General features: G+C 66.0%; 16 protein-coding genes. 9 read left to right on the forward strand and 7 right to left on the reverse strand.

The features are described 5' to 3' along the window. Positions 1–143: 143 nt before the first annotated feature. Positions 144–4724 carry a vWA domain-containing protein gene (locus PX52LOC_RS02745; RefSeq protein ID WP_149108646.1) on the reverse strand — a complete coding sequence of 1527 codons (4581 nt, stop codon included), beginning with the start codon at positions 4722–4724 and terminating at the stop codon, positions 144–146. Positions 4725–5212: 488 nt separating this feature from the next. Here PX52LOC_RS02745 and PX52LOC_RS02750 point away from each other — a divergent pair, with 488 nt between their 5' ends. The 5 genes from PX52LOC_RS02750 to PX52LOC_RS02770 all read left to right on the forward strand — a co-directional run bounded on the left by PX52LOC_RS02750 (position 5213) and on the right by PX52LOC_RS02770 (position 10164). After that, entirely contained in the window at positions 5213–6172 is a 960-nt protein-coding gene (locus tag PX52LOC_RS02750) for a hypothetical protein (protein ID WP_149108647.1), read from the forward strand. A 233-nt stretch (positions 6173–6405) separates the two neighbouring features. Further along, entirely contained in the window at positions 6406–7662 is a 1257-nt protein-coding gene (locus tag PX52LOC_RS02755; protein WP_149108648.1) for a hypothetical protein, read from the forward strand. A gap of 72 nt (positions 7663–7734) precedes the next feature. Next, on the forward strand, positions 7735–8997 hold the full coding sequence (locus tag PX52LOC_RS02760; RefSeq protein ID WP_149108649.1) for a hypothetical protein: 1263 nt from the start codon (positions 7735–7737) through the stop codon (positions 8995–8997). 22 nt (positions 8998–9019) lie between these two features. Next, positions 9020–9547, forward strand: a complete 528-nt coding sequence (locus PX52LOC_RS02765) for a hypothetical protein (RefSeq protein WP_149108650.1) — start codon at positions 9020–9022, stop codon at positions 9545–9547. Between the two features lie 101 nt (positions 9548–9648). Next, a complete protein-coding gene (locus tag PX52LOC_RS02770; protein WP_149108651.1) occupies positions 9649–10164 on the forward strand; it encodes a hypothetical protein in 516 nt (171 codons plus the stop codon). On the opposite strand, the gene PX52LOC_RS02775 is transcribed toward PX52LOC_RS02770, so the two are convergent. Together PX52LOC_RS02775 and PX52LOC_RS02780 are read right to left on the reverse strand one after the other, a co-directional pair. Further along, positions 10149–11114: an acetamidase/formamidase family protein gene (locus tag PX52LOC_RS02775; RefSeq protein ID WP_149108652.1), complete on the reverse strand. Its 966-nt coding sequence runs from the start codon at positions 11112–11114 to the stop codon at positions 10149–10151. The two genes, PX52LOC_RS02770 and PX52LOC_RS02775, sit on opposite strands and share 16 nt — an antisense overlap. A 15-nt stretch (positions 11115–11129) precedes the next feature. Continuing rightward, complete coding sequence (locus PX52LOC_RS02780) at positions 11130–12533, reverse strand: sulfatase (RefSeq protein WP_149108653.1); 1404 nt, start codon at positions 12531–12533, stop codon at positions 11130–11132. Positions 12534–12668: 135 nt separating this feature from the next. On the opposite strand from PX52LOC_RS02780, the gene PX52LOC_RS02785 reads away from it, so the two are divergent. Further along, positions 12669–13370 carry a hypothetical protein gene (locus PX52LOC_RS02785; RefSeq protein ID WP_149108654.1) on the forward strand — a complete coding sequence of 234 codons (702 nt, stop codon included), beginning with the start codon at positions 12669–12671 and terminating at the stop codon, positions 13368–13370. A gap of 8 nt (positions 13371–13378) precedes the next feature. Here PX52LOC_RS02785 and PX52LOC_RS02790 read toward each other — a convergent pair whose 3' ends face one another. Continuing rightward, positions 13379–14536, reverse strand: coding sequence for a glycosyltransferase family protein (locus PX52LOC_RS02790; protein ID WP_149108655.1), 1158 nt, complete (start codon positions 14534–14536; stop codon positions 13379–13381). Between the two features lie 77 nt (positions 14537–14613). Continuing rightward, on the reverse strand, positions 14614–15033 hold the full coding sequence (locus PX52LOC_RS02795; protein WP_218575407.1) for a carboxymuconolactone decarboxylase family protein: 420 nt from the start codon (positions 15031–15033) through the stop codon (positions 14614–14616). 96 nt (positions 15034–15129) lie between these two features. Here PX52LOC_RS02795 and PX52LOC_RS02800 point away from each other — a divergent pair, with 96 nt between their 5' ends. Next, positions 15130–16161, forward strand: a complete 1032-nt coding sequence (locus PX52LOC_RS02800) for an ATP-grasp domain-containing protein (RefSeq protein WP_149108657.1) — start codon at positions 15130–15132, stop codon at positions 16159–16161. A 188-nt stretch (positions 16162–16349) separates the two neighbouring features. Next, positions 16350–17516: a serine/threonine protein kinase gene (locus PX52LOC_RS02805; protein WP_149108658.1), complete on the forward strand. Its 1167-nt coding sequence runs from the start codon at positions 16350–16352 to the stop codon at positions 17514–17516. A gap of 250 nt (positions 17517–17766) precedes the next feature. On the opposite strand, the gene PX52LOC_RS02810 is transcribed toward PX52LOC_RS02805, so the two are convergent. Beyond that, positions 17767–19674: an FG-GAP-like repeat-containing protein gene (locus PX52LOC_RS02810; protein WP_168218774.1), complete on the reverse strand. Its 1908-nt coding sequence runs from the start codon at positions 19672–19674 to the stop codon at positions 17767–17769. 721 nt (positions 19675–20395) lie between these two features. Here PX52LOC_RS02810 and PX52LOC_RS02815 point away from each other — a divergent pair. Continuing rightward, entirely contained in the window at positions 20396–23542 is a 3147-nt protein-coding gene (locus PX52LOC_RS02815) for a beta strand repeat-containing protein (protein ID WP_149108660.1), read from the forward strand. Positions 23543–23616: 74 nt separating this feature from the next. Here PX52LOC_RS02815 and PX52LOC_RS02820 read toward each other — a convergent pair whose 3' ends face one another. Next, positions 23617–24165 carry a peroxiredoxin gene (locus PX52LOC_RS02820; protein ID WP_149108661.1) on the reverse strand — a complete coding sequence of 183 codons (549 nt, stop codon included), beginning with the start codon at positions 24163–24165 and terminating at the stop codon, positions 23617–23619. Positions 24166–24351: the final 186 nt, after the last annotated feature.

Here is a 24351-nt window from a genome sequence, read left to right on the forward strand (position 1 = left end):
GCCGGAAATGCCGGCGGGTTCGGAGGCGTTACCTCACACGCATTCCAGGACCGAGGGCAGTGCTGGACGCGCCCTCTCGCCGAAGAACGAAAAAAAGCCCGGCCGAGTTCGGCCGGGCTTCGAGTTGTTGCTGATCCGGTCGCTTACTGGCCGGCCCCCGGGAGGAGGCTGACCTTCGGCAGTTGGATGTCGTGGGCGGCCCCGCTGAAGATCGGGTTCACCGACACCTTCACGCTCTTGCGGTCAGCCGTCACGTCGGCGACGGCCCGCATCGACGGGGCACTGGAGGTTACACCGGCCAACCGAGTTTCAAGCGGTTGGACGACGACCGGCAGGTTCGACTTCGTCTGGCCGAGCATCGCGGCGTTCGCCCCGACACCGCCGGCCGAGGTCCCACCGCCGAAGCCCTTGTGGGTCGTCGTGGCCGCGGCCGTCGTTTCCTGACGAGCTTCTGGGGCGTCGTCGGTCGGCAGCACGGCCAGGTCGGTCCGCGTGCCGTCGGCGAGGCTGATCTCCACACCCTTCGGATCGTTCAGGTCGACGGTGAAGAAGTCGTGCGACTCCTTCTCCGTCCCCTGGTGTTTGGTGACGAACACCTGCACCGTGTTGCCGATCGTGCGGCCCAGAGCCCGCTTGACGTTGATCTTGTACGTGCCGTTCAGGGCCATCGCGGCGGTGTACGTCTCCGAGCGGTTGTCCCGTTCTTCGAGGATGTCACACTTCATGACGCCCCCGCCGACCGTCCGCTTGTGCGTCGGGCTGGCGGTCGAACCGGACGGTTCCGTCACGTACAGGTCGAGGTCGGCTTCGCCTTGCCACCGCAGGGCGATGACGAGATCGCGTTTCTTCTCCTGGTCGAGCAGTTTCTGGAAGCGCTCGACTTGCTCACCCTGGCCAGCCTTCTGGAACTTATCGACCAGTGTTGCGAGGCGGACCTTCGTCTCGGTGTGGTAATCCTGGCCGTCGTTGTTCCAGTCGCGGCCGAGCAGGTTGGCGGTCGCCCAGTGGATGGTGTCCGACTGAACGTCGCTCGCCTTGCCGGCGTAGACCAGGGCGTTCGCGTACGCCGCCGGGAGGTTCGGCTCAAGGCCAGCCGCCTTCTTGCAGTACGCCATCGCCTGGGCCGCCTGCCCGTTGTCGTTGGCCACTTGTGCGGCCTTCAGGTACCCCTTCGCTTCCGCCGGTTCGAAGTCCACCGTGGACATCGCGACCCGCTGGATGTCGGCCGGCGAGGCCTTGCTTTCCTTGAGGGCCATGCCGAGGGCGTCGTAGGCCCACTGGTCGGTCGTCAGGCCGCTGCGGATGCCGGTCTTGATCACCTCGGCCACGTGGTCGGGCTTCTCGACTTCCATGAGGAAGTCGGCACAGGCGACGACGAGCCCGGGGTCGGTCACGTTGGACTTATCCAGGGCTTGCTGCCACATGCGGGTCGGGTTGTTCTTGTCGATGCCGGCGAGCATTTCGCGGACGTCGGCGTTCATGTTCTTCAGGCGATCGTCCTTGCCAGGACCACCCACGGCAACGGCGTTCTTATCGCGGGCCGGGTTGCCGGGGCCGCCGGCGGCGTTCGCGCCTTCCGGCTTCTTGTACTTCACGCTCGCACCGGGGTGGTACTTGCCGTTCGCCCGCACGATGAGTGCCCGTGCCGGCGGATAGTAGGCGAGCGAGTTCAGGTACTTCTGTTCGACGATGTCGGCTTCCTCGTCGTCTTGCTGACCGCCGCGGGGGGTGCTAACGCGGAACTGGCTGTTCAGCTTCGACCACTCGCCCTTGGCCACGACTTCGGTGATGAGGGTGGAAATCAGCTGGTAGTTAACCAGCGAGTTCCCCTGGATACCGAACTGACCACCGAGGTTACCGAACTGGCCGACTTGGCCGCCACCGACCCCTGCGAGACCACCGCCGGCCCCGAGGTTGTTCGCCGCCCCACCGCCGAGCAACCCGCCGCCGCCGGCCATACCGCCGGCGAAGCCTTGCCCGCCGCCGAGGCCACCACCGCCGAGGCCGCCGAGGCCACCACCGCCGAGACCGCCGAGGCCGCCGAGACCTGCACCGCCGAAGCCGCCGAGGCCGATGCCGCCGATAGCCCCGAACCCGCCGGCGAAGGTCGCCTGTCCGAACAGTTGCACGTTCTGCGTCTGGACGTTTTGGTTCTGGTTCAGCGACGCCTGGTTCACCGACGACGGAATCTGGTACACCAGCTCACCGATGTCGAAAGCCTGGACGACCTTCTCCGTGAAGCGGCGTTCGTAGGTCGTGATCTCGATGTACTCGGGCCGGACGATGTAGAACGCCCCGATGCTCTGCAACGCGATGTCGAGGAACGCCCCGACGGTCAGGCCGTAGAACTTCTGTTTCAGCGGGAACTTCTTGTCGAGGATCGCCCCTTCCGACTGCTCCGTCTTGAAGGCGTCTTCCAGGATCACGAACTTCAGGTCGTGGTCCTTCTCGAGTTGCGCGATCACGTCCTTGAGGGCGAGGCCGTCGAGTTCGTTCTCGATCTTGATCTTCTGGGCGGTCGGGCCTTCGAGGACCGACTTGATCCGCCGCATGCTCGCCGGCACGTCGGCCCCGATGCTGGCCGACTTGTACTTTTCGCGGTCGGCCGTCAGTTCCCGCCACACGGCCGCCGGCGGGAAGTGGACCGGCGGTTCGTCCGGGTACGGGATGAACGACTTCTCGACCTGCATCATGGTGAGCAGGTAGCGGTCTTCGCGGATGCGGACCAGTTCGCGGTACTCGCGGAGGTTCGTGGCCGCCTGGCCGATCAGGTAACTGGCCGTCGCTTCCGGCGGCACGACTTGGCCGCGGTTGATGCGCTCTTGCACCAGCACCTGGGCTTCTTGCTGGGCCAGTTCGAAGCGGGCCTGGTTCATGAGTTGGCGGAACGAGTCGATCCGGGCGACCGTCTGCCGCTCCTCGGCCTGTTGCCGTTCGAACTCGTTGATCCGCAGCTTCGTCCGGGCGACCCGTTCGCGATCTTCGGCGATCTGCCGCTTGATGGCCGCCCCCTGCGTGGAGACGGTCTGCATCATCGACTCGATGTCGCCGGAAAGCCGCTGCCGGAAGCTGTCGCTGAGTTGAGCGTTCGACAGGATCGTGTCGCGCTGCCGCTTCAGGTCTTCGTAAGCAGCGTCCGGGTCGGTCTTGAACAACTGCCGCGACCGGCGGATCGTTTCGTCCACGAGCACGCGGTACTGCTGTTCGAGGATCGCCCGCTCGGCTTCAGCTTGTTGCAAACCGCCACCCGCGGGCGGCGGCACGTCCCCGCCCGCACCGGCCGGCGGAGGCGGTTCGGCCTGGGCGAGGATCGCGAGCTTCTCACGCGCCACCTTCTCCGACTGTTTGAGGTTGTCGCTGAGTTGGGCCTTCATCTTCGCCCGCGTCAGGTCGCCCTTGCGGAGCTTGTCGATGACCTTCAGACCTTGCTCGACTTCCAGGTTCGCCGGGTCGATCTTCGCGGCCGCCTGGTACAACTTCTCGGCGTGCTCGATCTTGTCGCTGTTGATGGCGAAGACCGCTTGCGACAGGAACTCTTCGCGGAACAGACGGAACTGCTGCGCGCCCAACGCGAGGGCACGGTCGGCCGAGAGGATCGCCGGGGCGTCCTTGCTCGGTGCGTCCCGCCACTGTTGAACGATCGCGTGCAGGAAGTAGTTGTCGTTCTCGGAAACGGGCAACCGTTCCGCGAGGTCGACCTTCACCACTTGCCCGTCAACGACACCTTCCACCTTCGCGGTGACGGACGGCGCGTCGGCCTTCAGCGAACCGACGACGAGCGTCGCCCGGTCGGCCCGCAGCGGCGGGAGGCGGGTCGGGTAGCTCTCGGCGACTTCGGCCCCGTACTCGACCTTCGTCGGCTTCAGCACCGGCACGGCGAAGCTGGCGAAGACCTTCGCGGAGAAGTCGGCCTGACCGCGTTCGCCGGAGGTGTCTTCCGTCAGGCGGATGACCGCCCCGCCGGTGAGCGTCGCGAGGCCGTGGAGGTTTTGCGAATTGATCTTCAGGCCGAGCGGCACGGCGTAGAATGCGATGTTGGCCTGATCGAGTTTGCCCCCGAGTTCGACGCGGGCCGCTTCGCTGATCGTTTCAGTACTCGCGGCACTTTCGCCGTCGCCGAGGAAGAGAATGACCTGCTGCCGGGCCGGGTTCGAGTCGAACGCCTTCGCGGCTTTTTCGAGGCCCGCCTTCAGGTCCGTGGCCCCAGCGGCGAACTCCGTCTCGGAGAGTTGGGCCGCCGCACCGACGACCACGTCCGACTTCGCGGCCTTGAACCCCTCGGTGAGGGACCGGGTGGCCTTCGCGTCGTCAAGGTTGACCGTCCACACGTCGATGCGGTCGTTCGCCCCGGCGGCCTTCGTGATCGCGTCGATGATCTGGCGGGCACGCTTCAGCGGCGAACCGGCCTGGCTGGCGGACGTGTCCACCATGACGAGAATGTCGCGGTCCTTGTCAACCGACTTCGCGAGGGTCGGCTTCATCTGCCACGCGAAGACCGTCTTGCCGCCCCGCTCCTTGTACGTAAGGGCAGGCTGGTTGGTGAACTTCGACTGGCTGAAGCTGTCCTTCTCGGGCGCCCCATCCGGCTTGGCTGTGGGAACCGCGTCCGTGCCGCCCCGCCCTTTCCCGGCGATCTCTCCGAAGACGGTTGTGCCGATTACCGCGCTCGCGGCCGCTGTGCCGAGAATGGCGGTCAGCAACCGGAGCCGTTTGACGATAGTCATTGCCCGGACGCTCCATGCTAAAGGGCCGAGGGAAACGGTAGTTCTCGCCCGGCCCGGACACGAGAAGACCTATTCAGAAATTGTAAGTGATCGCGACAGGGGTCCGCCATCGGAAATCGCACGGAAGTCGCCGGTCGCAGGGGATGGCCGCAGACCGGCCGGAAAAGCCCCCGCATCCGCGCGAGTCGCGCCATTTTGACCGGGCGAACCGGTTCCGGGCGTCCCGATCAGCGGAATCGGTGAAATCTACCCGCTTAACGGGTGAACGCGAATGTTGTTGGCGGGAATGTGTGCGGCCGCCAACCGGCCGGGACGTTTCAATCGCTCCATCGGTTTCGCTTGACTTGACCTGACCGCGAACTACGCTCCATGCGGAGAGTTTCCGTAGTGGCAGAACTTTCGGCCCGCTCACGCCCGCCGTTCCCCTGCGGTTGGTCCAATATTCGCCGCATCGGTTGATTCAATGCGGATTTAAGGAGTTCCCGCGGATGGCGAACCCGAATACGCCCCCCGACCCACCCCCGTCGATTTCCGCGGCCGAGTTGCGCCGCCGCCTGTTGTCGTCAACCCCGCCGCCCCCGAACGGGGCGACCGGAACGGTCGAACTGGACCTGGACGGCGAAAAGCCGAGTGGCCACGTTTCGACCGAAGAAATGCTCCGCAAACTCCGGATGCCCGCCGGCGGGGCCACCGCCGCTGCGGCCCCAGCCGTCGCGGAAGCCCCGCCGACCGCGTTCCAGTCGAAGCTCGCCGCCATCGGCCGCCGGCCCGGGTCCGGGGTCAACACCCCGGCGTACACGCCCGGCTACGGGATGGACCCGAACGACACGCCGTCCGCCGAGATCGCGCGGCTGAAGACCGAGAACAAGGAGTTGAAGCAACTCCTCGGCGAGATGAAGCACCTGCTGCAAGAGGCCAGCGAGGCTGAGCAGGGCGTCACCAAGTTGAAGGACGAGCACGCGCAACAAATCGCCGACCAGGAGCAGCAGATCGCCGCCCTGACGGAGCAACTGCACTCGATCGAGGAGCAGATTGCCGCCGGCACCCTGGCCCACGCGGAACCCGTTACCGCCCCGAAAACCCGCACCGAGTTGGAAGACTGGACCGAGGAACTGGAGCAAGAAGCCTCGCGGTTGAACCAGGAGCGGAAGCGGCTGGAAGACGACCGCCGCCAGTTGCAGGAAGACGAAGAAGCCCTGGAAAAGCAAATGCGCGACATGGAAGTGTCGATGGCCCGGGAGCGGGCGCTGATGGCCCGCCAGGAAACGGAACTGAAGCGCCTGAGCGCTGAGATTCAGCACGAACTCGAAATCATGCAGCGCGGCGACGCCAGCCTCCGCGAGCAAATGCAGAAGTTCCAGCGTCGAGCACAAGAAGTCTTGCAGAAGCCCGGTCCGGGCGGCCCCGGCGCTCCGCCCTCCGGCCCGCAACCGTGGGGGCGACGGTAGTCTCCGCGAAGACAAGGCGAGCCGAGCACCGTAAGGTGCCGGGTGTCCACCCGCGACACCCGGCACCTTACGGTGCTCGGCTCGCCTTTTTCGTTCTAGAATTGGCGGTCCCAGAACCCGCCGCGGGGCGGCTGACCCGATCCCCCGCCCACTCTCATTTTCCCCGCTGACTCCGTCCGGCGTTCCTGGTATCATGCCGCCGTCTCCCGGTTCGCCCCTCAGGATGACTGCGCATGGGCACGACCTACACCGTCACGCGGACGATCAAGTGCTGGAAGCGGCACGAGTGCCTCGACTGCGGGTGCGAGTACCGCTACCAGTTCGAGCGGAAGATCAAGGGCCAGGGCAGTTCCGAGGCGGCCGCCCTGAAAGCCGCGAACAAGAACGTCGATAAGGCCGTCGGTACGGAAGTGGACGTCCGCCCGTGCCCGACGTGCGGCCGGGTTCAGCCCGACATGGTCGGCCAGGGGAAGGCCAACGGGCACTCGGGGATCGGCCTCCTCACGATCCCGCTCGCGGCCCTCGTGTACACCCTCGGGGCCACCTACGTTCTCGGCGGCAACCTCGCGTCGATCATCCTGGCAGCGATCCTCACCGGCGTCGCCCTCATCAACCTGATGATCGCCCGCGGCAACCCGAACCGTGACCGGGACGCCAACGTCGCCGAGGCCGAGAAACTCCTCGACGCCGGCACGGTGGAGACGGTCGCCAAAGGGGACGATACGAAGGTCGAACCGGCCCCCGCCCCGATGGGTCTGCCCCACTGGCTGGGCATCGGCTTCGGCCTGCTCGCCGTGCTCGTCGCCCTCGCCCCGATGATTTACCAGACGATCAACAACCTCCCGTTCAACGTCGACACGAAGCCGGACGTGGTCTCGCCCGGCAACGAGGTGAAGGTTTACTTCCCCGACAGCATCGACTGCGTGAAAAGCTACTGGCGGGGCAGTGCCGTTGCCGCGGTCCTGAACGCCAACGAACTCGGCGGCCCGGTCGGCCTGACGGCGTCATCGAATGACAGCCAGTGGAGCAACTCGATCTACGCCAAGAACAGCGAGAAGCACACGCACCCGTCGCTCTGGGCGAGGGTCCGCATCCCATCGGAGGCCCGCCTGACCGGCAAGACGCTCAAGGTGAAGGTCGTCATGGTCGTCCAGTACCCGTCGGTCAACGCCAGCGACAAGTTCGAGCCGCAGCAGACCACCATCGCGAAGGACTTTGCCGTCACGCTCGCCCCGATCGGGGCCGGCCAGGCGTATTCGAGGATCTGGAACGGCGGCGTGATCGTGGCCGGCCTTCTGGCCGCCGGGTCGTGCTTCTACCTGCGGTCGTTGAACAAACAGCTCCAGCGAACGGCCATCCCGCCCGTCATCGACCCGATCGAGGACGAAGACGAAGATCAGCCCGGCCGGCCGGACAATGAAGACGATGAGGACGACCGGCCGCGCCGCGGAAAGGACGACGACCGTCGCCGCGACCGCGACGAGGATTGACCGCCCGCCGCGGCCGGAAATGAGATAAGATCACCCCACACGCTTGCCCCGGCTCTCAGGTATCGACTGCCCGTGTCCACGCTCTACGCACTCCGGGTCCGCTGCCTGAAGCGGCACACCTGCACCGGGTGCGGGTGCGTCTACCGCGTGCGCCAGGAACTGACCGTCACCGAGAAGGCCCGTTCCGAAGAGTCGGCCGCGAAGACGGCCACGAAGCGAATCAACCAGCAACTCGTCACCGAGCCGAACGCCGTCGCCTGCCCCGACTGTGGGCAGTTCCAGCCCGATCTCGTCGGCCACCGCCAGGCGAACCTTCACGGCCTCGTCACCATCCTCAGCGTGGCCGCCGTAATGACAATTGCGTTCGCGGCCGCAATCCTCGGGCTGAGCGGCGGTCTGACCGCTGCCCTGTTGGCCGGGGCGTGCATCGTGACGGCGGTCGCCCACGTCTTCGGCGGCACGCGGAACCCGAACGCCAACCCCGCCGCCAACCGCACCGCGTCCCGACAGATGGAAGACGGCGGCGACCTGGACGTGACCCACAGCGGCGACCGCGAACAAGTTCGCCCGCCGGTCGGCCCGTTCACCCGCTGGCACACGGTCGGCATCGTCGGCGTCCTCATCGCGGCCGGCGTCCTGCTCGTGCCGGGCGTCGTGAAGGACCGCCCCACCGAGTCCGTCCACTTCCTCCGCGCCGGCCCCGGCGAGGAACTGCGGGTCGAGTTCGCCGACGCGATCGACGCCGTGAACGGCAACTGGCGCGGCACCGTCAAGGTGACAGTGCAGAACCCGCAGGACTTCCGCAACCAACCGCCGCTCGTGCCGGCCACGACCAACGACGCCCAGTGGACGACGTCGGCCGCCGTCCCGCCGGGCCGCAAGAAGCTTCACCCGCAACTCTGGGCGACGCTCACCATCCCGAACGAGGACCGCGTGACCGGCAAGACGCTCGACCTGAAGGTGGACCTGGAAGTGGTCTACCCCGAGTTGGACGGCAAGTTCGTCCGCGACCGCCGCGTGACGCTGTGGAAGGACCTCTCGGTGAAGGTGTCGAACGAGACGCTCTTCGGCCGCGTCTGGCAAATCCCCGTCCGGTGGGTCGGCATCTTCTTCGGCATCCTGACGCTGGCGTTCGCCGGTCTCTTTCTGACGGCCCTCGGCCACGGCTTGGCGAAGATGGCCGAGCCGACGAAGGCGGAGGTGGAGGAAGTCGCCGCCGCCCTCGCCGCCGCCCGCGACGAGCGACCGGTCCCAAGCGACCCCCGTGCCGCCGCCCGCGTGGCGCGCCGCACGCTGGAATCGCAGCCCGAGGAAGAAGAAACCTCCTCCGCGTAACACTCACCCCCTGGAGTTCCTCATGGTCCGTCTGGCTGTCCTGGCCTGCCTGCTCGCCCCGCTATCGCTGTCGGCCGCCGACCCGGTGAAGATCGGCACCCTCTCGGCCGAGCCGCCGAAGGAGTGGAAGGCCGAGAAGACGGCGAACCGCCTGCGGTCTCACCAGTTCAAGATTCCGTCGGGCGAGGAGGGCGTGCCGGACGCCGAACTGATCGTGTCGCCGCTGTCGAAGAAGGCCGAGGTGATGTTCCCCGGCTGGAAGGCTCAGTTCGCGCCGTCGGACGGCAAGACCCTCGAGGACGTGGCGAAGGAGTCGAAGGCCGAAGTCGGCGGCGCGACGCTGCACACGCTGGACGTTCACGGCACCTGGACGTTCAAGGAGCGTCCGTTCGACCCGAAGTCGAAGGAGGAAGTGAAGCCCGACTACCGCGCGATCTGGGTGATCGTCACTGAGAAGGACGAGGCCACATCCGTCCGCTTCAGCGGCCCAGAGAAGGTGATCGAGAAGCACAAGAAAGAGTTCGACGCCTTCTTGAAGGCGCTGAAGTGAGGAAACCTCAAAGCCCACCCGTCGCGACGGATGGGCTTTCGCCTGTTGAACTTGTCACCAGTGGCGGGAGGGTATCACGCTTGTTGAAGGGGATGGATCCCATGACCAGTTGTTCGACAATTGCTGTTCTGATGGTCGGCTTGTCCAACCTTTCGCCCCCGGACATTCTCCAGGCGAGGTTTTTCCAACTCAAACAATATTCGGCGGAGAAGGCGATTGTAAAACTCCGCCGCGAATTGGGAAACGACATCTCGATCGCATCAGATCGAGAATCGAATCGGATATTCTTGCGGGCTACTTCCGCGACATTTCAACAGGTCGAGACAATTCTCAATCGATTGGATGTTGCCCGGCCGAACTGCCTCCTTCAGTTTATTCGTCTCAAGCACGTCCCCGCCAGTCTGGCTTGCCAAACGACGGACTTCTTGCTTTTACTACTGGCGGTCATCGACGGCGACGATGACCCGATTTATCTAACGCCGGAAACGCGAAAAAATGCAGCCATCATGGCCGGTGGAACCTGGGACCGATGGCAGCAAGTCGCATTCTTCCTGCACTTGTTCGACCGAAATTTGTGGGGGCTTTACGGCAACGGTTGGGATTACATCACGAGATAGCGCTTCGGCACCTCGGCCCCGGCCACGTAGCTGAGCTTCGCGAGCTTGCACATCTGGTAGACGTTGATGCGGAAGTCCGGGCACGTGCTCACCAGGCAGTAGGCGTCCGTCGGCGTGAAGCCGTACTCGGTGATGAGCCAGTCCATCAGGTGGAACGTGGCCGTTTCCACCGCGACCTCCAACGGGCGGTCGGCGTGGACGGCGATCAGGGCGTCCGGCTTCTCGATCCGCAGGTACGGCATCCGCTTGCCCTTCAGCAGTTCGAGCCGCAGGCGGACGGTCGATTTCGTCTCGGCGGCGGTGCCGGTGAACTCGGTGTCGCCCTGGCTGGCGTGCACGTCGCCGAGGTAGAACAGGCCGCCGGGGTGCGACACCGGCAGGTAGATCTTGTTGCCGACGGCCATGTCGCGGGCGTCGAGGTTGCCGCCCCACGGGCCTTGCCCGTCGAGGCTGGTCACGACCTCGCGGTCCGGGCAAACACCGAGCGTGCCGACGAACGGCGTGATCGGCCAACGGATCTTGTCGTTGAAGTGCAGCGTGCCGTCGCGGGTGGTGCCGCTGGGACCGGGCGTGTGCCGAAAGATGCGCGTCGTGTAGTCGCTCGACAGCTCCGGCCACCGGGTCGATTCGCCGAGCGGGCCGCGCTTCGGGCCGACGGCGATCCACGAGTAATCATCGACGGTGATCTCTTCCAGGTGAACGACGATCGTGTCACCCTTCTCGGCTCCTTCGACGAACACCGGGCCGCCGATCGGGTTCACCAGCGGCGGCGAGCGGTCGAAGCCAGGCCGCTTCCCAGGGATGGCCTTGTCTGCCGGCGTGCGGAAGTAGCCGACGCTGGCGTCGAAGGTTTCGATCTCGAACGACTCGCCGGGCTGCACGCGGAGCAGCGGCTCGTCGCGCCAGTCGAAGGCGAACCGGGTGGCGAGGTCGCGGGGGATGCGTTGCATGTGGTCTCCAAACGGTTACTTCTTCACCGCTGCGTCGATCGCCTTCCGCCACTCGCGGTACGACTTCGCCGTCTCAGCGGCCGTCGTCTCGGGCTTTAGCTTCGACACGTCGACGTCCGCGTAGAGCGTCTTGTGCAGGGCCGCGTCGAAGTTCGGGTTCGGCAAGTTCGTCTGGGCGTCCAAACTCTTGAGCCAAGTGTCGAAGAGTGTGCGGAGTTCCTGCGTTTGTTGCTTCCGCAACGCGGCCTGGTTGTTCGTCTCGCCGGGGTCGGCCGTGACGTTGTACAGTTCGTTCGAGCCGTCCTCGTAGTTCACGATCAGCTTGCGGTCGCCGCGCCGGACCGCGCCGCCCGGCCGACTGCCCTGGTTGGTGTAGTGCGGGACGTGCCAGAACAACGTTCGCTCGGCCGCCTTTTCGCCCTTCAACTGCGGCAGCAAACTCACGCCGTCGAGCGGGCCGTCGGGCGTAACGCCGCACACGGTCAGAAGTGTCGGCGTCCAGTCGGTGCTAATGGCCGCGTCGTTGCAGACGCTCCCTGGCTTCACAACGCCGGGCCAGCGGACGATCAGCGGCACGCGGATGCCGCCCTCGTACAGGAAGCCCTTGCCGGCCCGGTACGGCGTGCTGTGCGTCGGCGGGTCGTCCTTCAGTTCCGGCACGTGCAGGCCGCCGTTGTCGGACGTAAACACCACGAGCGTCTTCTCGGTCAGTTTCAGTGCGTCGAGCTTCGCCAGCACCCGGCCGACGGAAGCATCCATCTCCTCGATCATGGCCGCGTAGGTCGGATTGAACGTCGCCTTATACTTCTCGACCAGTTCCGGCTTCGCGGCCAGCGGGATGTGCGGCGTGTGATGGGCCAGGTACAGGAAGAACGGCCTGTCGCGATTGGCCGTGAGAAACTCTTCGGCCTTCGCGGTGAGTTCTTCTTGCGCCTTCGCGGTGGGCGACTCCTTCGCGTCGAAGGCTACGTCGAAGCCCTGCTTGTCCGGCGTGAAGCCGAGGTGCCACTTGCCGACGGCGGCGGTCGCGTAGCCGGCGGCCTTCAGGTACTCGGCCAGCGTCTTCTCTTCCAGCGGCAGTTGCAGGCGAATCTTCGGGTGCAGCAATTTTTGCGACGGGGCATCCGCGCGGCCGGGCAGGAACGTCGTGAGGTGGAGGCGGGCCGGGTGCTTGCCCGTCAGGATGGCCGCCCGCGTCGGCGAACAGACCGGGCAAGCGGCGTAGGCAGTGGTGAACCGCACGCCGTCCTTCGCGAGCGTGTCGAGGTTCGGCGTGCGGTGTTCCGCGCGGCCGTAACAGGCGAGGTCGTTGATGCCGAGGTCGTCGGCCAGGATGAAGACGACGTTCGGCTTCTCGGCCGCGAACGCGGCGGGAACGAGCGTGAGAACGAACAGCGCGGAGAGCAAGCGTGCGAGCATGGCGGCGCGACGAGTGGTAGCGGGTAGTCGGGGTGAAGTTGGTTGTATGCCGGCGGTCGGGCGAAGGGAATTGTTGACCCGCCGCGAGCGATGTCCTACGATGGCCCTCCTCACGCTTCTCGGAGAAACCCCAGGATGACCGGCGTGCCCGCCAGCGCCCCTGCCCCCGTGTTCCGCTCGCGGTGGCTGTTGGAACGGCGGTGGGATTCGTCCCGGCCGCTGCCGATCCGCCCCATCGTGGCCCGCACCAAGCCGCCGTTTCCGACGACGCCGTTCGACTTCACCGCCGCCCTGCGCGTGCTGTGCGAAGACGTCATGGCCCGCTGCCCGACGTTCGCGACGCTCGACCCGAAGCGGATGCTGTTGACCTACGCCCCGTGCCGCAACCGCAGCCGATTCGGCGTGCAGGCCCGCGTCACGCCGATGCGGTTCCGTGCCGGTGCCCTCACCCGACGGATGCGCGGCGTCCTGTACGGCGTGCAGCGGTACTACGTGGACGGCCGGGAGATGCTGTACCTCGTCACGTTCTCGCTGCCGCGGTTCCTGGACCAGACGTTCGAAGACAAGTTGGTGACGGTGTTCCACGAACTGTACCACATCAGCCCGGCGTTCGACGGCGACCTCCGCCGACTACCGGGCCGGTACGAGGTCCACTCGCACTCGAAGCACGCCTACGACCAGCACATGCTCACGCTAGTGCGGGCCTACCTGACCGACCACCCGCGGCCGGAGGTGTACGAACCATTCCGCTTCCGCACGGCTGAGCTGCTGAACCGCCACGGCCGCATCACCGGCGTCGTCGTCCCGCGACCGAAGCTGGTGCCGCTGGCGTGGTGATTGGGCGGCTAACGCTTCCGCACCCACACCAGCCCGTCGATCACGTCCGTCCGGCCATCTTCCAGCTTGCCGGATTCGTCGATCACCAAGACGCCTCCCTCCACCAATCGCGGCCAGAAATACTCCCGCGCAGCCCCAGCGTCCGCGCCGGCAGCGACGTGGACGAACGAAAACCGTGGCGCGTCCCCGGACGTCGCTTCCGCGAACGGTCTGGCGTGGTAGACGACCCGGTAGCCGGCGAGAAACTCCCGCGCGTCGTCCTCGCCGTGCGGGCCGAAGCGGTGCAGTGTCTTCGCGGGGTCCGCGCCGGCAAGTACCTTCGCGAAGCCACTGCCGCCCCCGCCGACTTCGGCCAGGTCCCCGGGGAGGGCCGCCGCGTCGCGCACGGCGCGAGCGAGGGCCGCCAGTTGGCGTGCGGCGATGGGCGTGCGGCCATTACCGCGGGCTGCGACCGACCGGGCCAACCGGCCGGGGAGTTCGTCGATCTCCGGCAGGCGAACGTTCTCGCCCCAGCCGTGGATGTTCCCCACCCGCTCCCAGTGGCAGTTGTTGATCGGGCCGATTTCCAGAATCGTGGGAACCTTCAACCCCTCGGCCACGGCGAACGGGGCGCTCTGGTTGCCGACGTACAACTCACACCCTTGTACGACCTCCGCCAGTTGCAGGAGGTTCTCGGTGTAGGCGTAGCTGACCGGCCCGACGTTGCGGCAGAAGTCGGCGTGCTCGTCCGGCAGGCCGACGAAGACCGCCTCGCGACGGTATTTCTCGTACACCCGTTTCCACGGGAAGCGGGTGTTACGGTAGCGGGCCGAGCGGTGGAAGACGACGCGGGCCGTACGGTTCGGCCGGGCGAACAGCCACGGCTGTTCCCGCGGCGGGTGCGGCAGGCCGAACGCCTCGCACGCCATGTCGGTGAGGTTGAGGTAGTTCTTGTAGTGTTGCCGCCAGACGTCCAGGATGACCCCTTCGCCGGTCGGCGACCACCGCACCTTCGAGATGTACGGCTGGGCCTCGATCAGTGGGGCGATCAGGGCCGCCCGCGGTTCGCTCATGCCGTGTGACGTGCCACGCATGGGGTAGAGGACCAACTCTCCGCCGCCCTTCGCCCGGACGATCGGCAGGTGATAGATGGTGTCGCCGAAGTCCCCGCCGTGCGAGTAAATCATGCCGGCCCCCGAGTGAGCGGTGCGCAAGCCCTGCCGGCCCCCTTGCGGGGTACATCCTACCACACCGCCCGTCCCGCTCACCCGTCCAGCGGCGGCAGTACGTCCGGCTCGATCTGGTAGCCGTCGGCCAGCGCGTTCGTCGAATTGAACAACGCCGCCACGGCGAGCACTTCGCCGACGGCTTCGGCGTCGAAGCCGAGCTTGCGGAGGGCGGCGGTGTGCGAGTTCACGCAGTACGCACAGCCGTTCGTCGCGGAGACGGCCAGCGCGATTGCCTCGCGCATCAGCGGGTCCAACTTCGACGTGCGGCCGGCGGCTTCCGGGTGCATGATCGCCTTCAAGCGGGTCCACGTCAGTTCGAGATGGTCCGGGTTCGTCGCGAGGACGCGCCAGATGTTCGGCACGAAGTCGATCTTCTTCGTGGCCTTGATGTCGGCGTAGACCGCGACCACTTTGCCGACGGCGGATTCCTCACTGACCGGCGTGACGGTCGCGATTCGGGCGGGCTTCATTGTCAACTCCTCCGATGGCCGATTCTCGGGACAGGCTATTGAATAGCAGAATCGTCGTACCTGATTCCGGGTGGGTTCCACATGCCGCTGTCCCGACCGTTCGCGATCTACCACGAGCACCCGGACTGGTTCCGCCCGCTGTTCGCGGAACTCGACCGCCGCGGCATTCGCACCGCGAAGCTCGACCCGCGGTCGCACCGCTACGACCCGGCGGAGCACGAATGCCCGTACTCGCTCGTGTTCAACCGCATGAGTCCGTCGGCGTACCTCCGCGGCGGCGTGCAGGGGATGTTCTACACGCTCGGCTACCTCGCGCACCTCGACCGCATCGGCGTGCCCGTCGTCAACGGCCTGACCGCGTTCACCATCGAAACGTCGAAAGCCCGGCAACTTACGCTGCTGGAAGCGTTGAAGCTGCCGTACCCGAAGTCGCGCGTCATCAACCACGCGAGTCAGGCGGTCGAGGCGGCCGACGGGCTACGGTTCCCCGTCGTGGTGAAGGCCAACGTCGGCGGCAGCGGGGCCGGCATCGTGCGGTTCGACACGCGCGAAGACCTGGCACGGGCGGCGGCCGAGAACCGCCTCGACTTCGGCGTCGACCACACAGCCCTCGTGCAAGAGTTCACCCCGGCCCGCGGCGGGCACATCGTCCGCGTCGAGATGCTCGGCGGCAAGTTCCTCTACGCGATCAAGGTTTTCACGAACGGCGACAACTTCAACCTCTGCCCGGCCGACATCTGCCAGCGGAGTGACGGCGTCGAGTTGCAGCGCTCGGCGTGTGCGGTGGACGCGCCGAAGACCGGGCTGAAGGTCGAAGCGTACACGCCGCCGCAGGAGGTGATCGATGCCTGCGAAGAAATCGTTCACGCGGCCCAGATTGACGTGGGCGGCATCGAGTACATGATCGACGACCGCGACGGCCGCCTCGTGTACTACGACGTGAACGCCCTGTCGAACTTCGTGGCCGACGCGGTCAACGTCGTCGGCTTCGACCCGTTCGCGCGCCTCGTCGATTTCCTGGAGCGGAAGGCGAAGCTGCACTGGGAGCCGCATCTGCCGAAGCGGATCAAGCCTGTGCTAGACAGCATGGCCGACTGGGATGCGGCGATCTGACGAGCATTGGTTCCCCGGTCGCGTAAGAATTGGCGGCGTGGGAAGAAATCTTGACGTGGGTTGGGGCAAAATTGTTCCAGTCGTGGATATTATCTTTACAACCCGGACAATCGCACCTTAAACTCCATTCGGCTGATCGCCCTCGGCCCTCACGTCTCTCACTTTGACTGTTTGCCCGAGGTTCGCCCATGAGCACAGCCACCCGATTGCGGCTGCCGCGATCGCCTTTCTTTGATGCGGTGCGCAAGAGCGGGTTGTTGGCACCAGACGACCTGGTTGCTTTCATCACGCAGAACACCATCGACGACGCGACGTATCACAACCCGATCAAACTCGCCGCGCTTTTCGTCCGCAAGAAGCTGCTGACTAAATTCCAGGCGATGCACTTGCTCAAGGGCAAGACGCGCGGCTTCATCCTCGACCACTACAAGATTCTCAGCGGCATCCGCCAGGACCGCGTCGGCATGGTCTTCCTGGCCGAAGACCTCAACACCCGGCGGCAACTGACCCTGAAGGTACTGCCCACCGACCGCACGTCCGACAACACCATCCTGCGGGAGTTCGTCAAGGAAGTGCGGAACGCGGCCCGCGTCGACCACCCGAACGTCGCCCGCGTCCTCGACCTGTGCTACTGGAACGGTACACACTTCGTCGTCTCGGAATTCGTGGACGCCCCGACGCTCGACAAGATTCTGGAGAAGGGGCCGCTCGCCCCGGACGCGGCGGCGCAACTCGTCGCCCAAGTGGCCCTGGCCCTACGGGAAGTCCACCAACGGGGGCTGTTCCACCGCGACATCAAGCCGGCGAACATCGCCCTCCTGCCGGACGGCCGGGTGAAGTTGCTCGACCTCGGCCTGACGCACATGCTGGAGAACCCCTGGACGCACGTGACGAAGCGGATCAAGACGGCCGAGTACGCCGAGGAGATCGACCACGTCGCGCCGGAACAAGCCTGGGGCAACGAGCCGGACGCCCGCAGCGACGTCTACGGCCTCGGATCGACGTTCTTCACGCTCCTGACCGGCCGGTCGCCGTTCCCCGGCCTCGCCGCCGAGAAGATGGCCGAGCGGCAGGTGAAGGACGTGCCCGACCCGCGGCTGCTGAACCCGAACGTTCCCCAACAACTGAGCCAGATCGTGCAGAAGATGGGTGCCCGCGACCCGCAGAACCGCTACCCGTCAGCGATGGAATTGCTGGCCGCCCTGCAACCGTGGCTGCCGATCAGCGACTGGCTGACGATCGCCGCGAGCCTGCCGGCGGACAAGCCCACCGGCCCGCCGAAACGCCTCACCGACACGATGATCCCGGCGCTGAAGCCGCAGCGGTCGTGGTGGCGGAAACTGTGGCCGTGGTGAAGAAGATGAAGGGGTGACACAACGAAGGGGCGAGAAGACACGGTCTTCTCGCCCCTTTCGGCTTTCAGGTAGGTCGGCCAACTACCTTCCAGGCACGGGGCGGTTCATACCAAGGCAACGGCGAGCCGAGCGGCGTAAGCCGCCGGGTGAAGGACATTCGCCCGCGGCTTACGCCGCATCGCGGGACGAAAAGAAGGGGCGAGAGGCCCAGGCCCTCTCGCCCCTTCACGTGTCACCCCGTCATCTTCAATCACCCCACGTAGATGCCGTCCGCGATTGACGTGTAGCCGAACGGCTCGCTGTAGTATCCGGCACCCGGCTGGCCACCGGTCCAACTGGTGGTCGCCGCCGTGTAGACGCGGACCGCCGCCGGGAGGCGTTCGCCGCTGCCGACGATCAGATCGAGCTTGCCGTCCTTGTCCACGTCCCGCACCGCCGGCCGCACGCCGCCACGCTCGCCGGCGTCGAAAGCGAAGAAGTTCGCGAGCGGATTCGCCACCGCCGCCGTCGGGTTCGCCACAAGGGTTGCCCCGTCGAGGACCGTCACCCGCGGGCCGCCGCCGGGACCGCCGCCGAAGATCACCTCGGCTTTGCCGTCGCCGTTCAAGTCGCCGGCTGCGATGTAGATGCCGTTGCGGAGACCGGCGAGGTCGGGGCCGCTGAAGGCGAAGAAGTCGTTCACCAGTTTCTTCGGGCTGGTCGTCACGGTGCTGCCGTCGAAGATCGCCACGCGGGGACCGCCGCCGAAGCCGGCCCCGACGACGATGTCGGCCCGGCCGTCGCCGTTGATGTCCGCTGCCGCCACGCGGGCCCCGCCGCGGAAGTTCGGGTCGTCGATGCCGAAGAAGTTCGCGATCGTTTTCGGCGCTCCGCTGGCATAGCTGAACACCATCACCCGGCCGCCGCCGCCCTGGTCGGGCGTGATAATCACATCCGCATGGCCGTCGCCGTCGACGTCGGCCGCGGCCACAAACAAGCCACCGGTGTACCCGGACTCGAAGGCCGAGAAGGTGCCGCCCACGTCCGCGCCGGTCTGCCCATCGATCACGCGGAGTTGCGAGCCGGACCCCGGCCCGGCGGCGAAGATCAGGTCGGGGTTGCCGTCGCCGGTCACGTCCGCGATGGCCGACCGGATCGCGGTCGTCGTGGCGCCGAACGGGTAGTACGCGGCCCCGACCGGGGCGAGTTGGTTCGACGCATTCATCCGGTACAACTGCACCGAGCCGTCCGGCTTGCTAATCGCGAGCAGGTCGCTGGTGATCGCGGTTTGCCCCGTCGGCAGTGCGGGCGGGACGGTCGGCGGCACAACCGGCGGCGAGGTCGAAACAACTGGCGGCGACGCCGGCACGATTGGGGCCGAGACGATCGGGGCCGTCGTGGTCGGCGGGCTGCTGGCCGTCGCATTGACCGTCCAACCGATGTCCTGAAGCACGGCGTAATCGAGGTTGGTGAAGCCGTACCGCTTGCCGGACACGAGGAACGGCTGGAGCGACGTTTCTTGACCCTGGTACTGCGTCCCCTGGGCGAAGTGGGCGTGGTCGCTCGACACGTGCGGGGCGACTCCGCCGTCGGCGGCCGTGGCGTTCGCCCCGGTGAACGTGTTCCCCGACACGAGGTTGAAGTATTGGGAGGCAGTGCCGAACCCGAGCAGGTGGCCGAGTTCGTGCGTCGCGACCGTGTGGAAGTCGGTCTGGCCGCGGGCCGGGGCGTCGGACGAGAAGTTCCAGTTTTGGTCGAGGTCGAACGCCAGCGACCCGCCCCAGAGGGAGAAGCCGGTGGTGCCGCGGGTCTGGACTTCCTTCAGCCAGTTCGAATCGCCGCCGGCCTTGTACCCGCCGAACCCGCCTTCACCCGCCTCCGCGCCGTCCAGGTGGTACGCCCCGGCGTAAACGACGATGGTATTGGCCGCGATCGTCGGGTTGGCGATTTCCGTCTGCACGCCGGACGACGGGTTGTTGAGCAGCAGGCTCCACGTGTTGCCGCCGGTCGGCGTGAGGGCGTCGAAGTTCGCGTCCAGTCGGGAGACAAGTTCAGCCCCGGCCTCTTCGAGCGCGGCTCGCTTGGCAGGATCGTTGAAAAAGCCACTGGTGTCCAACGAGTAGTCGAACTGGAGGTTCACCGCCGGGACGATCCGGCCGTCGAGGGATTCAAGATTCAAGATCGTCCGCGAGAGGCGATGCATATCGGGCCACAAGGTTGTATTTGCTCGGAGCGGTGTCCTACCGACCGGATCATTCCGTTACCCCGGTCGCGCGACCTCCCAGCCGTGGCAGGCCACGGGCGTTCGGCGCGTGAATTCGAACCGGGGAAATGCCCGCAACTGGCCTCGGGCCAGGGGGGAACGGACGGGTCAGCTTCAGGGGATCAAACGATGGCGGGTGAGGGGACCGCTTCGGGGGTGTTGAGAAGACCGGCAAACTTTGTGCGTTCTGCGTGAGCGCCGGGTCCAATCAACTCGTTCGATTGTAGCTTCAGTACCATCTAGCATGGTATTTCGCGATACGCCAGTTGTTGCGGCCGAACGGATGGGGAAAGGGTGTCGGAAATTCAGTTCGGGAAAAGCTTCGATTCATTTCCCTGCGGGTTGAGCCGTTCGCCGATTTTGGATCAGAATGCTTCTGCCCGGGCCGAAGGCCCTGCCCTGTCGGCGGAACAGTTAGCGCAAGGCCGCCACTCACCCCCAATTGCCCTGTGTGGTTGGGAGTTAAGGCGGGCCCGGCAAACTTTTCCGCGTACAAAATCGTCGAGATGGTGACAGGGCATGCCGGCCGGCGCAAACTGAGACTACCGCCGCCCGCGACAACCGGGCGGGCCGCACCGCCGAGGTTGTTATGCCCCTTGAGTCGTTCGCTCGTCTGTTCCGCACCGAGGCACCTTCCGTGGCACACAAAAAACCATCCAAGCTCCGAAGTTGGCTGAACGTCACGCCACTGGAAGACCGGACCGTTCCCGCGAGCCTGATCGACCGGAACGCGGCGCTCCTCGGGTCCGGCAACGCCGCGGCCACCGTGCTGGGCGTCAGCGATGACGGCCGGTACGCGATCTTCTCCTCATTTGCCACGGACTTGATCCAGGGCCAGATCGACACGCCGGGAACGAATGACCTCTTCTGGACCGACCTGTTGACGGGCGACATCAAGCTCGTGACGAACCTGCCGACGGTACAGGCCAACAATGCCACCCAGCCGACCAGCTACTTGTACGACGGCGTGACGACGTACAGCCGGTCGTTGACCGGGGTCGACTCGTTCAGCCAGGCCGTCATCAGTGGCGACGGGCAGTTCGTGGCGTTCAACTCCAAGATCGATGCCAGCCTCGTCGACCGCCTGTACGTGACCCAGTCTCAGTCGCCGACTTCGACCGACCTGACGCGGACGGTGGCCCCGGACCGCGGCAGTTCGACCTTTGACGTGTTCCGTTGGTCCCAGCAAACGGGCGTGACCAGCCTGGCCAGCCGCACGTACTTCAACCCCACCGGCACTCCGGGGGCGGCCACCTCAAACACGGGAAGTCTGACGAACCCGAACATGGCGTTCGGCCGGCGGACTGATTCGATCAACCCCGCCATCTCGACCGACGGGAGTCGCGTCTCGTTCGTTTCCTCTTACAACGCCCAGGACGCGCTGCCCCAACGGTTCATTGCGGCCGTCACCACGGCTGGCGTGCGGCGGTTCACCAACCAGGCCGAATTCCTGGTCTTCGACAACGGCGATACGAGCAACGACATCTTCGTCACGGACTTCACGGACATCGGCCAGGCCAATAACACCTTCGTCCCCACTCAGGAGAATTCGGGGAATTTCTACACGACCGTCATGTCGAAGGTATTCAGTGGTGACCTCACCGTGTTCGACGTTGACACGAACACTCGGCCGTCCACGACGACCACGTTTAACGTCTACCCGGGGTTCACAACGGCAGGAACCCTGGGCACGACGGAAATCAGTGTTGACCCGTTGGGCCGGTACCTCGGCGGGGACGGTCTGACGGCGACCTACGTGAGCGATCTCGACACGTCCCTACTCGGCAAACTGAGCGTGTCGAACGGGAACCCCAACCGCCGGACGTACGCGGCCTCGGATACCACGAACGTCTTTTGGACCCAGTTCGGTTCCACGATTGACCCGGCGAACGTCGTCCGATTGGTGACGACGGGGTCCGACACGAAAACGAGCGGCGGCGGGGCGACGCCAGTGACCTCGTCCGGCAGCGGCGGCGGGGTCGCCCAGAACGCCATCCTGGCCCGGAACGACTCGGCCGGTGTGGTGTTCCTCACCTCTGTGGGCGGCGCTGCGGGCAGCCAAATCGTGACCGGCTTCGGCGGCGACACCACGACCCAACAGTTGTACTACCGCCGCATGGGCGGCGAGATCGGCGACACGGCGGTTCTCATCACGGCGGTGTCGGGCACGACGGGGTCGCCGGGCAACGGGTCCCTCCCGATCAGCGTCGCGGCGACGGGGACGATCGACCCGAAGTCGTACCAGATCAGTGCGGACGGCAGCACGGCCGTCTTCGTCTCGACCTCGTCGAACCTGTTCCCGGCCGCCACGCTCAAGGACACGAACAACGCGACCGACGTCTTCATCAAGGACGTGGTCGCGGGGACGCTCACCGCCGCGAGCGTCCGGGCGACCGGCAAGCTCACCGGGGCATTGGCCGCGAACACCCCGTCCATCGGGCCGGACGGCCGGTACGTCACGTTCCAGAGTTTGGGGACGGACTACGCCGCAGGCACCACGACCGACACGAACCTCGCCACGGACATCTTCCTCCGCGACCGCACGGCGGGCACGACGGCGTATATCAGCACGATCGCGAACGGGTCCAGTACCGGGAACGGTGCCTCCACGGGCGCGTTCGTCGGGAACCAGGGGATCGCCGGCCGGATCGTGTTCACCAGTTCCGCGACCAACCTCGACGCCTCGTTCCCAATCACAAAGGGCAACACCGATGCCTACGCAACAAGCCTGCCCCTCGCGGGAACGGGCAGCACCGACCCCGTCCTGAAAGCGGCGCGGATCGGGGCGGTCAGCGGCGGCTCTCCCGCGGCGGCCGCCTACGTGACGTTCGGCTCGTCGAACCAACTCGTCATCGGCAGCCGGTTCAGCCCGTTCCCCGGCTTTACTGGTGAAATCCGTGTTGCAACGGCCGACGTGAACGGCGACGGCAACGCCCAACCCGACCTGATCGCGGCCTCCGGACCCGGCATTCCCGCACGGGTGGTCGTGATCGACGGGGCCACAGGCAAGACGATCTACAACCTCACCGTCTTCGAAGCCAGCTTCACCGGCGGCCTCAACGTGGCGGCGGCGGACCTGAACGCGGACGGGTTTGCCGACATCATCGTCGCGGCGGATGAGGGGGGCGGCCCCCGAGTGAAAATCATCAGCGGCAAGGATGCGTCCACCCTCGCCGACTTCTTTGTCTTCGAGCCGTCGTTCCGCGGCGGCGTTCGCCTGGCGACGGGGTTCATCGGGTCGATGGCCTCCACGGGAGTTGGGCAGGCGATCGACGACGGTGTCCCCGACATCATCGCCGGCGCAGGCATCGGTGGCGGGCCGCGGATCAGCGTCCTCGACGGGGCGTCGGCCGTGAAGGGGCAGGTCGCCCGGATCACCGACTTCTTCGCGTTCGAACTGTCCCTCCGGAACGGCGTGTACGTTTCGGCCGGCGACTTCAACAAGGACACGTTCGACGACATCGTCGCCGGCGGCGGGCCGGGCGGCGGGCCACGGGTCCAGGTCTTCGACGCGAAGAGTTCGGTCAACACGCCGAACACGCCGAGTACCCTGGCCAACTTCTTCGCGTTCAACGCGGACTCGCGGAACGGCGTGCGGGTCGCGGCGAAGAATATCGACGGGGACGCCGTCGCGGACCTCTTGGTCGGCGAAGGGGCGGGCAACGTCAGCCGCGTCCGCAGTTTCTCGGGCGGCAAGCTCGACTCGGCCAACCAGCCGACGCTCATCGACGACACGGTGCTGTTCGACGACTTCGCCAGCACCAACGGTGCGTGGGTGGGGTAAGTTGATCCCGCCACCGGAAATGCGAACGGCGGGCACTTCACGGTGCCCGCCGTTCGCATTTCGCACGGTTCGACTTACTTCTTCGCGTCCAGTTCCTTAACGAATGCCAGCACTTCCTTCGGGTGGTCCTTCGGCGTGACCTTCTCGTAGATCTTCGCGATCTTGCCGTCCTTGCCCACGACGAAGGTCAGTCGCTGCGCCGTCTTGCCCTTCGGGTTTTGGATGCCGAGTTCCTTGATGAGCTTCAGGTCGGTGTCGCACAGCAGCGGGTACGGGAGCATTTGCTCGGTCGTGAACTCACCGTTGAGCTTCGTGCCGTCGGCGCTCGCGCCGAGGACGACGACGTCCGCGGGGAAGTCCTTCGCCACGTCGCGGAAGCCGCACGATTCGACGGTGCACCCGGGCGTCTTGGCCTTCGGGTAGAAGAACACGACAACGACCTTGCCCTTCAGGTCCTTGACGCTGACCGTCTTGGCGTCTTTCTTCACCTTGTCGATCTGCGTGGCCTCCAGCGGCACGTCCGGGAACGGGTCGCCGACCTTCACCTTCAGGGTGGAATCGTCGGCCGACAGGGAACCGAGCGCGAGCGCGGACACGGCGAGGGCGAGGAACCAGCGCGACATTCGAGTCTCCAAGTTGGGAACTGAGCCCCGGATCGGGGCAGGGGTAGGCTGTCGCATTCTCAACCCCCGCGAACCCCGCGGCAAGGGGCCGGAAGGGGAAAATTCGAATCTCCCTGTTGACGGGCCTTTCGCGGTCAGGTAATCATGAGACATTCACTCGATTTTCTCCGACGCCGTCGGTAAGAT

The sequence above is a fragment of the Limnoglobus roseus genome, assembly GCF_008254045.1.
GTDB classification, from domain to species: Bacteria; Planctomycetota; Planctomycetia; order Gemmatales; family Gemmataceae; genus Limnoglobus; species Limnoglobus roseus.

Bases quoted from the DNA above. Each gene is read 5' to 3' on its own strand.
- PX52LOC_RS02745 (WP_149108646.1), bottom strand. From the start codon at position 4,724: ATGACTATCGTCAAACGGCTCCGGTTGCTGACCGCCATTCTCGGCACA.
- PX52LOC_RS02785 (WP_149108654.1), top strand. From the start codon at position 12,669: ATGACCGGCGTGCCCGCCAGCGCCCCTGCCCCCGTGTTCCGCTCGCGG.
- PX52LOC_RS02820 (WP_149108661.1), bottom strand. From the start codon at position 24,165: ATGTCGCGCTGGTTCCTCGCCCTCGCCGTGTCCGCGCTCGCGCTCGGT.
- PX52LOC_RS02755 (WP_149108648.1), top strand. From the start codon at position 6,406: ATGGGCACGACCTACACCGTCACGCGGACGATCAAGTGCTGGAAGCGG.
- PX52LOC_RS02750 (WP_149108647.1), top strand. From the start codon at position 5,213: ATGGCGAACCCGAATACGCCCCCCGACCCACCCCCGTCGATTTCCGCG.
- PX52LOC_RS02805 (WP_149108658.1), top strand. From the start codon at position 16,350: ATGAGCACAGCCACCCGATTGCGGCTGCCGCGATCGCCTTTCTTTGAT.
- PX52LOC_RS02765 (WP_149108650.1), top strand. From the start codon at position 9,020: ATGGTCCGTCTGGCTGTCCTGGCCTGCCTGCTCGCCCCGCTATCGCTG.
- PX52LOC_RS02790 (WP_149108655.1), bottom strand. From the start codon at position 14,536: ATGATTTACTCGCACGGCGGGGACTTCGGCGACACCATCTATCACCTG.
- PX52LOC_RS02780 (WP_149108653.1), bottom strand. From the start codon at position 12,533: ATGCTCGCACGCTTGCTCTCCGCGCTGTTCGTTCTCACGCTCGTTCCC.
- PX52LOC_RS02770 (WP_149108651.1), top strand. From the start codon at position 9,649: ATGACCAGTTGTTCGACAATTGCTGTTCTGATGGTCGGCTTGTCCAAC.
- PX52LOC_RS02800 (WP_149108657.1), top strand. From the start codon at position 15,130: ATGCCGCTGTCCCGACCGTTCGCGATCTACCACGAGCACCCGGACTGG.
- PX52LOC_RS02775 (WP_149108652.1), bottom strand. From the start codon at position 11,114: ATGCAACGCATCCCCCGCGACCTCGCCACCCGGTTCGCCTTCGACTGG.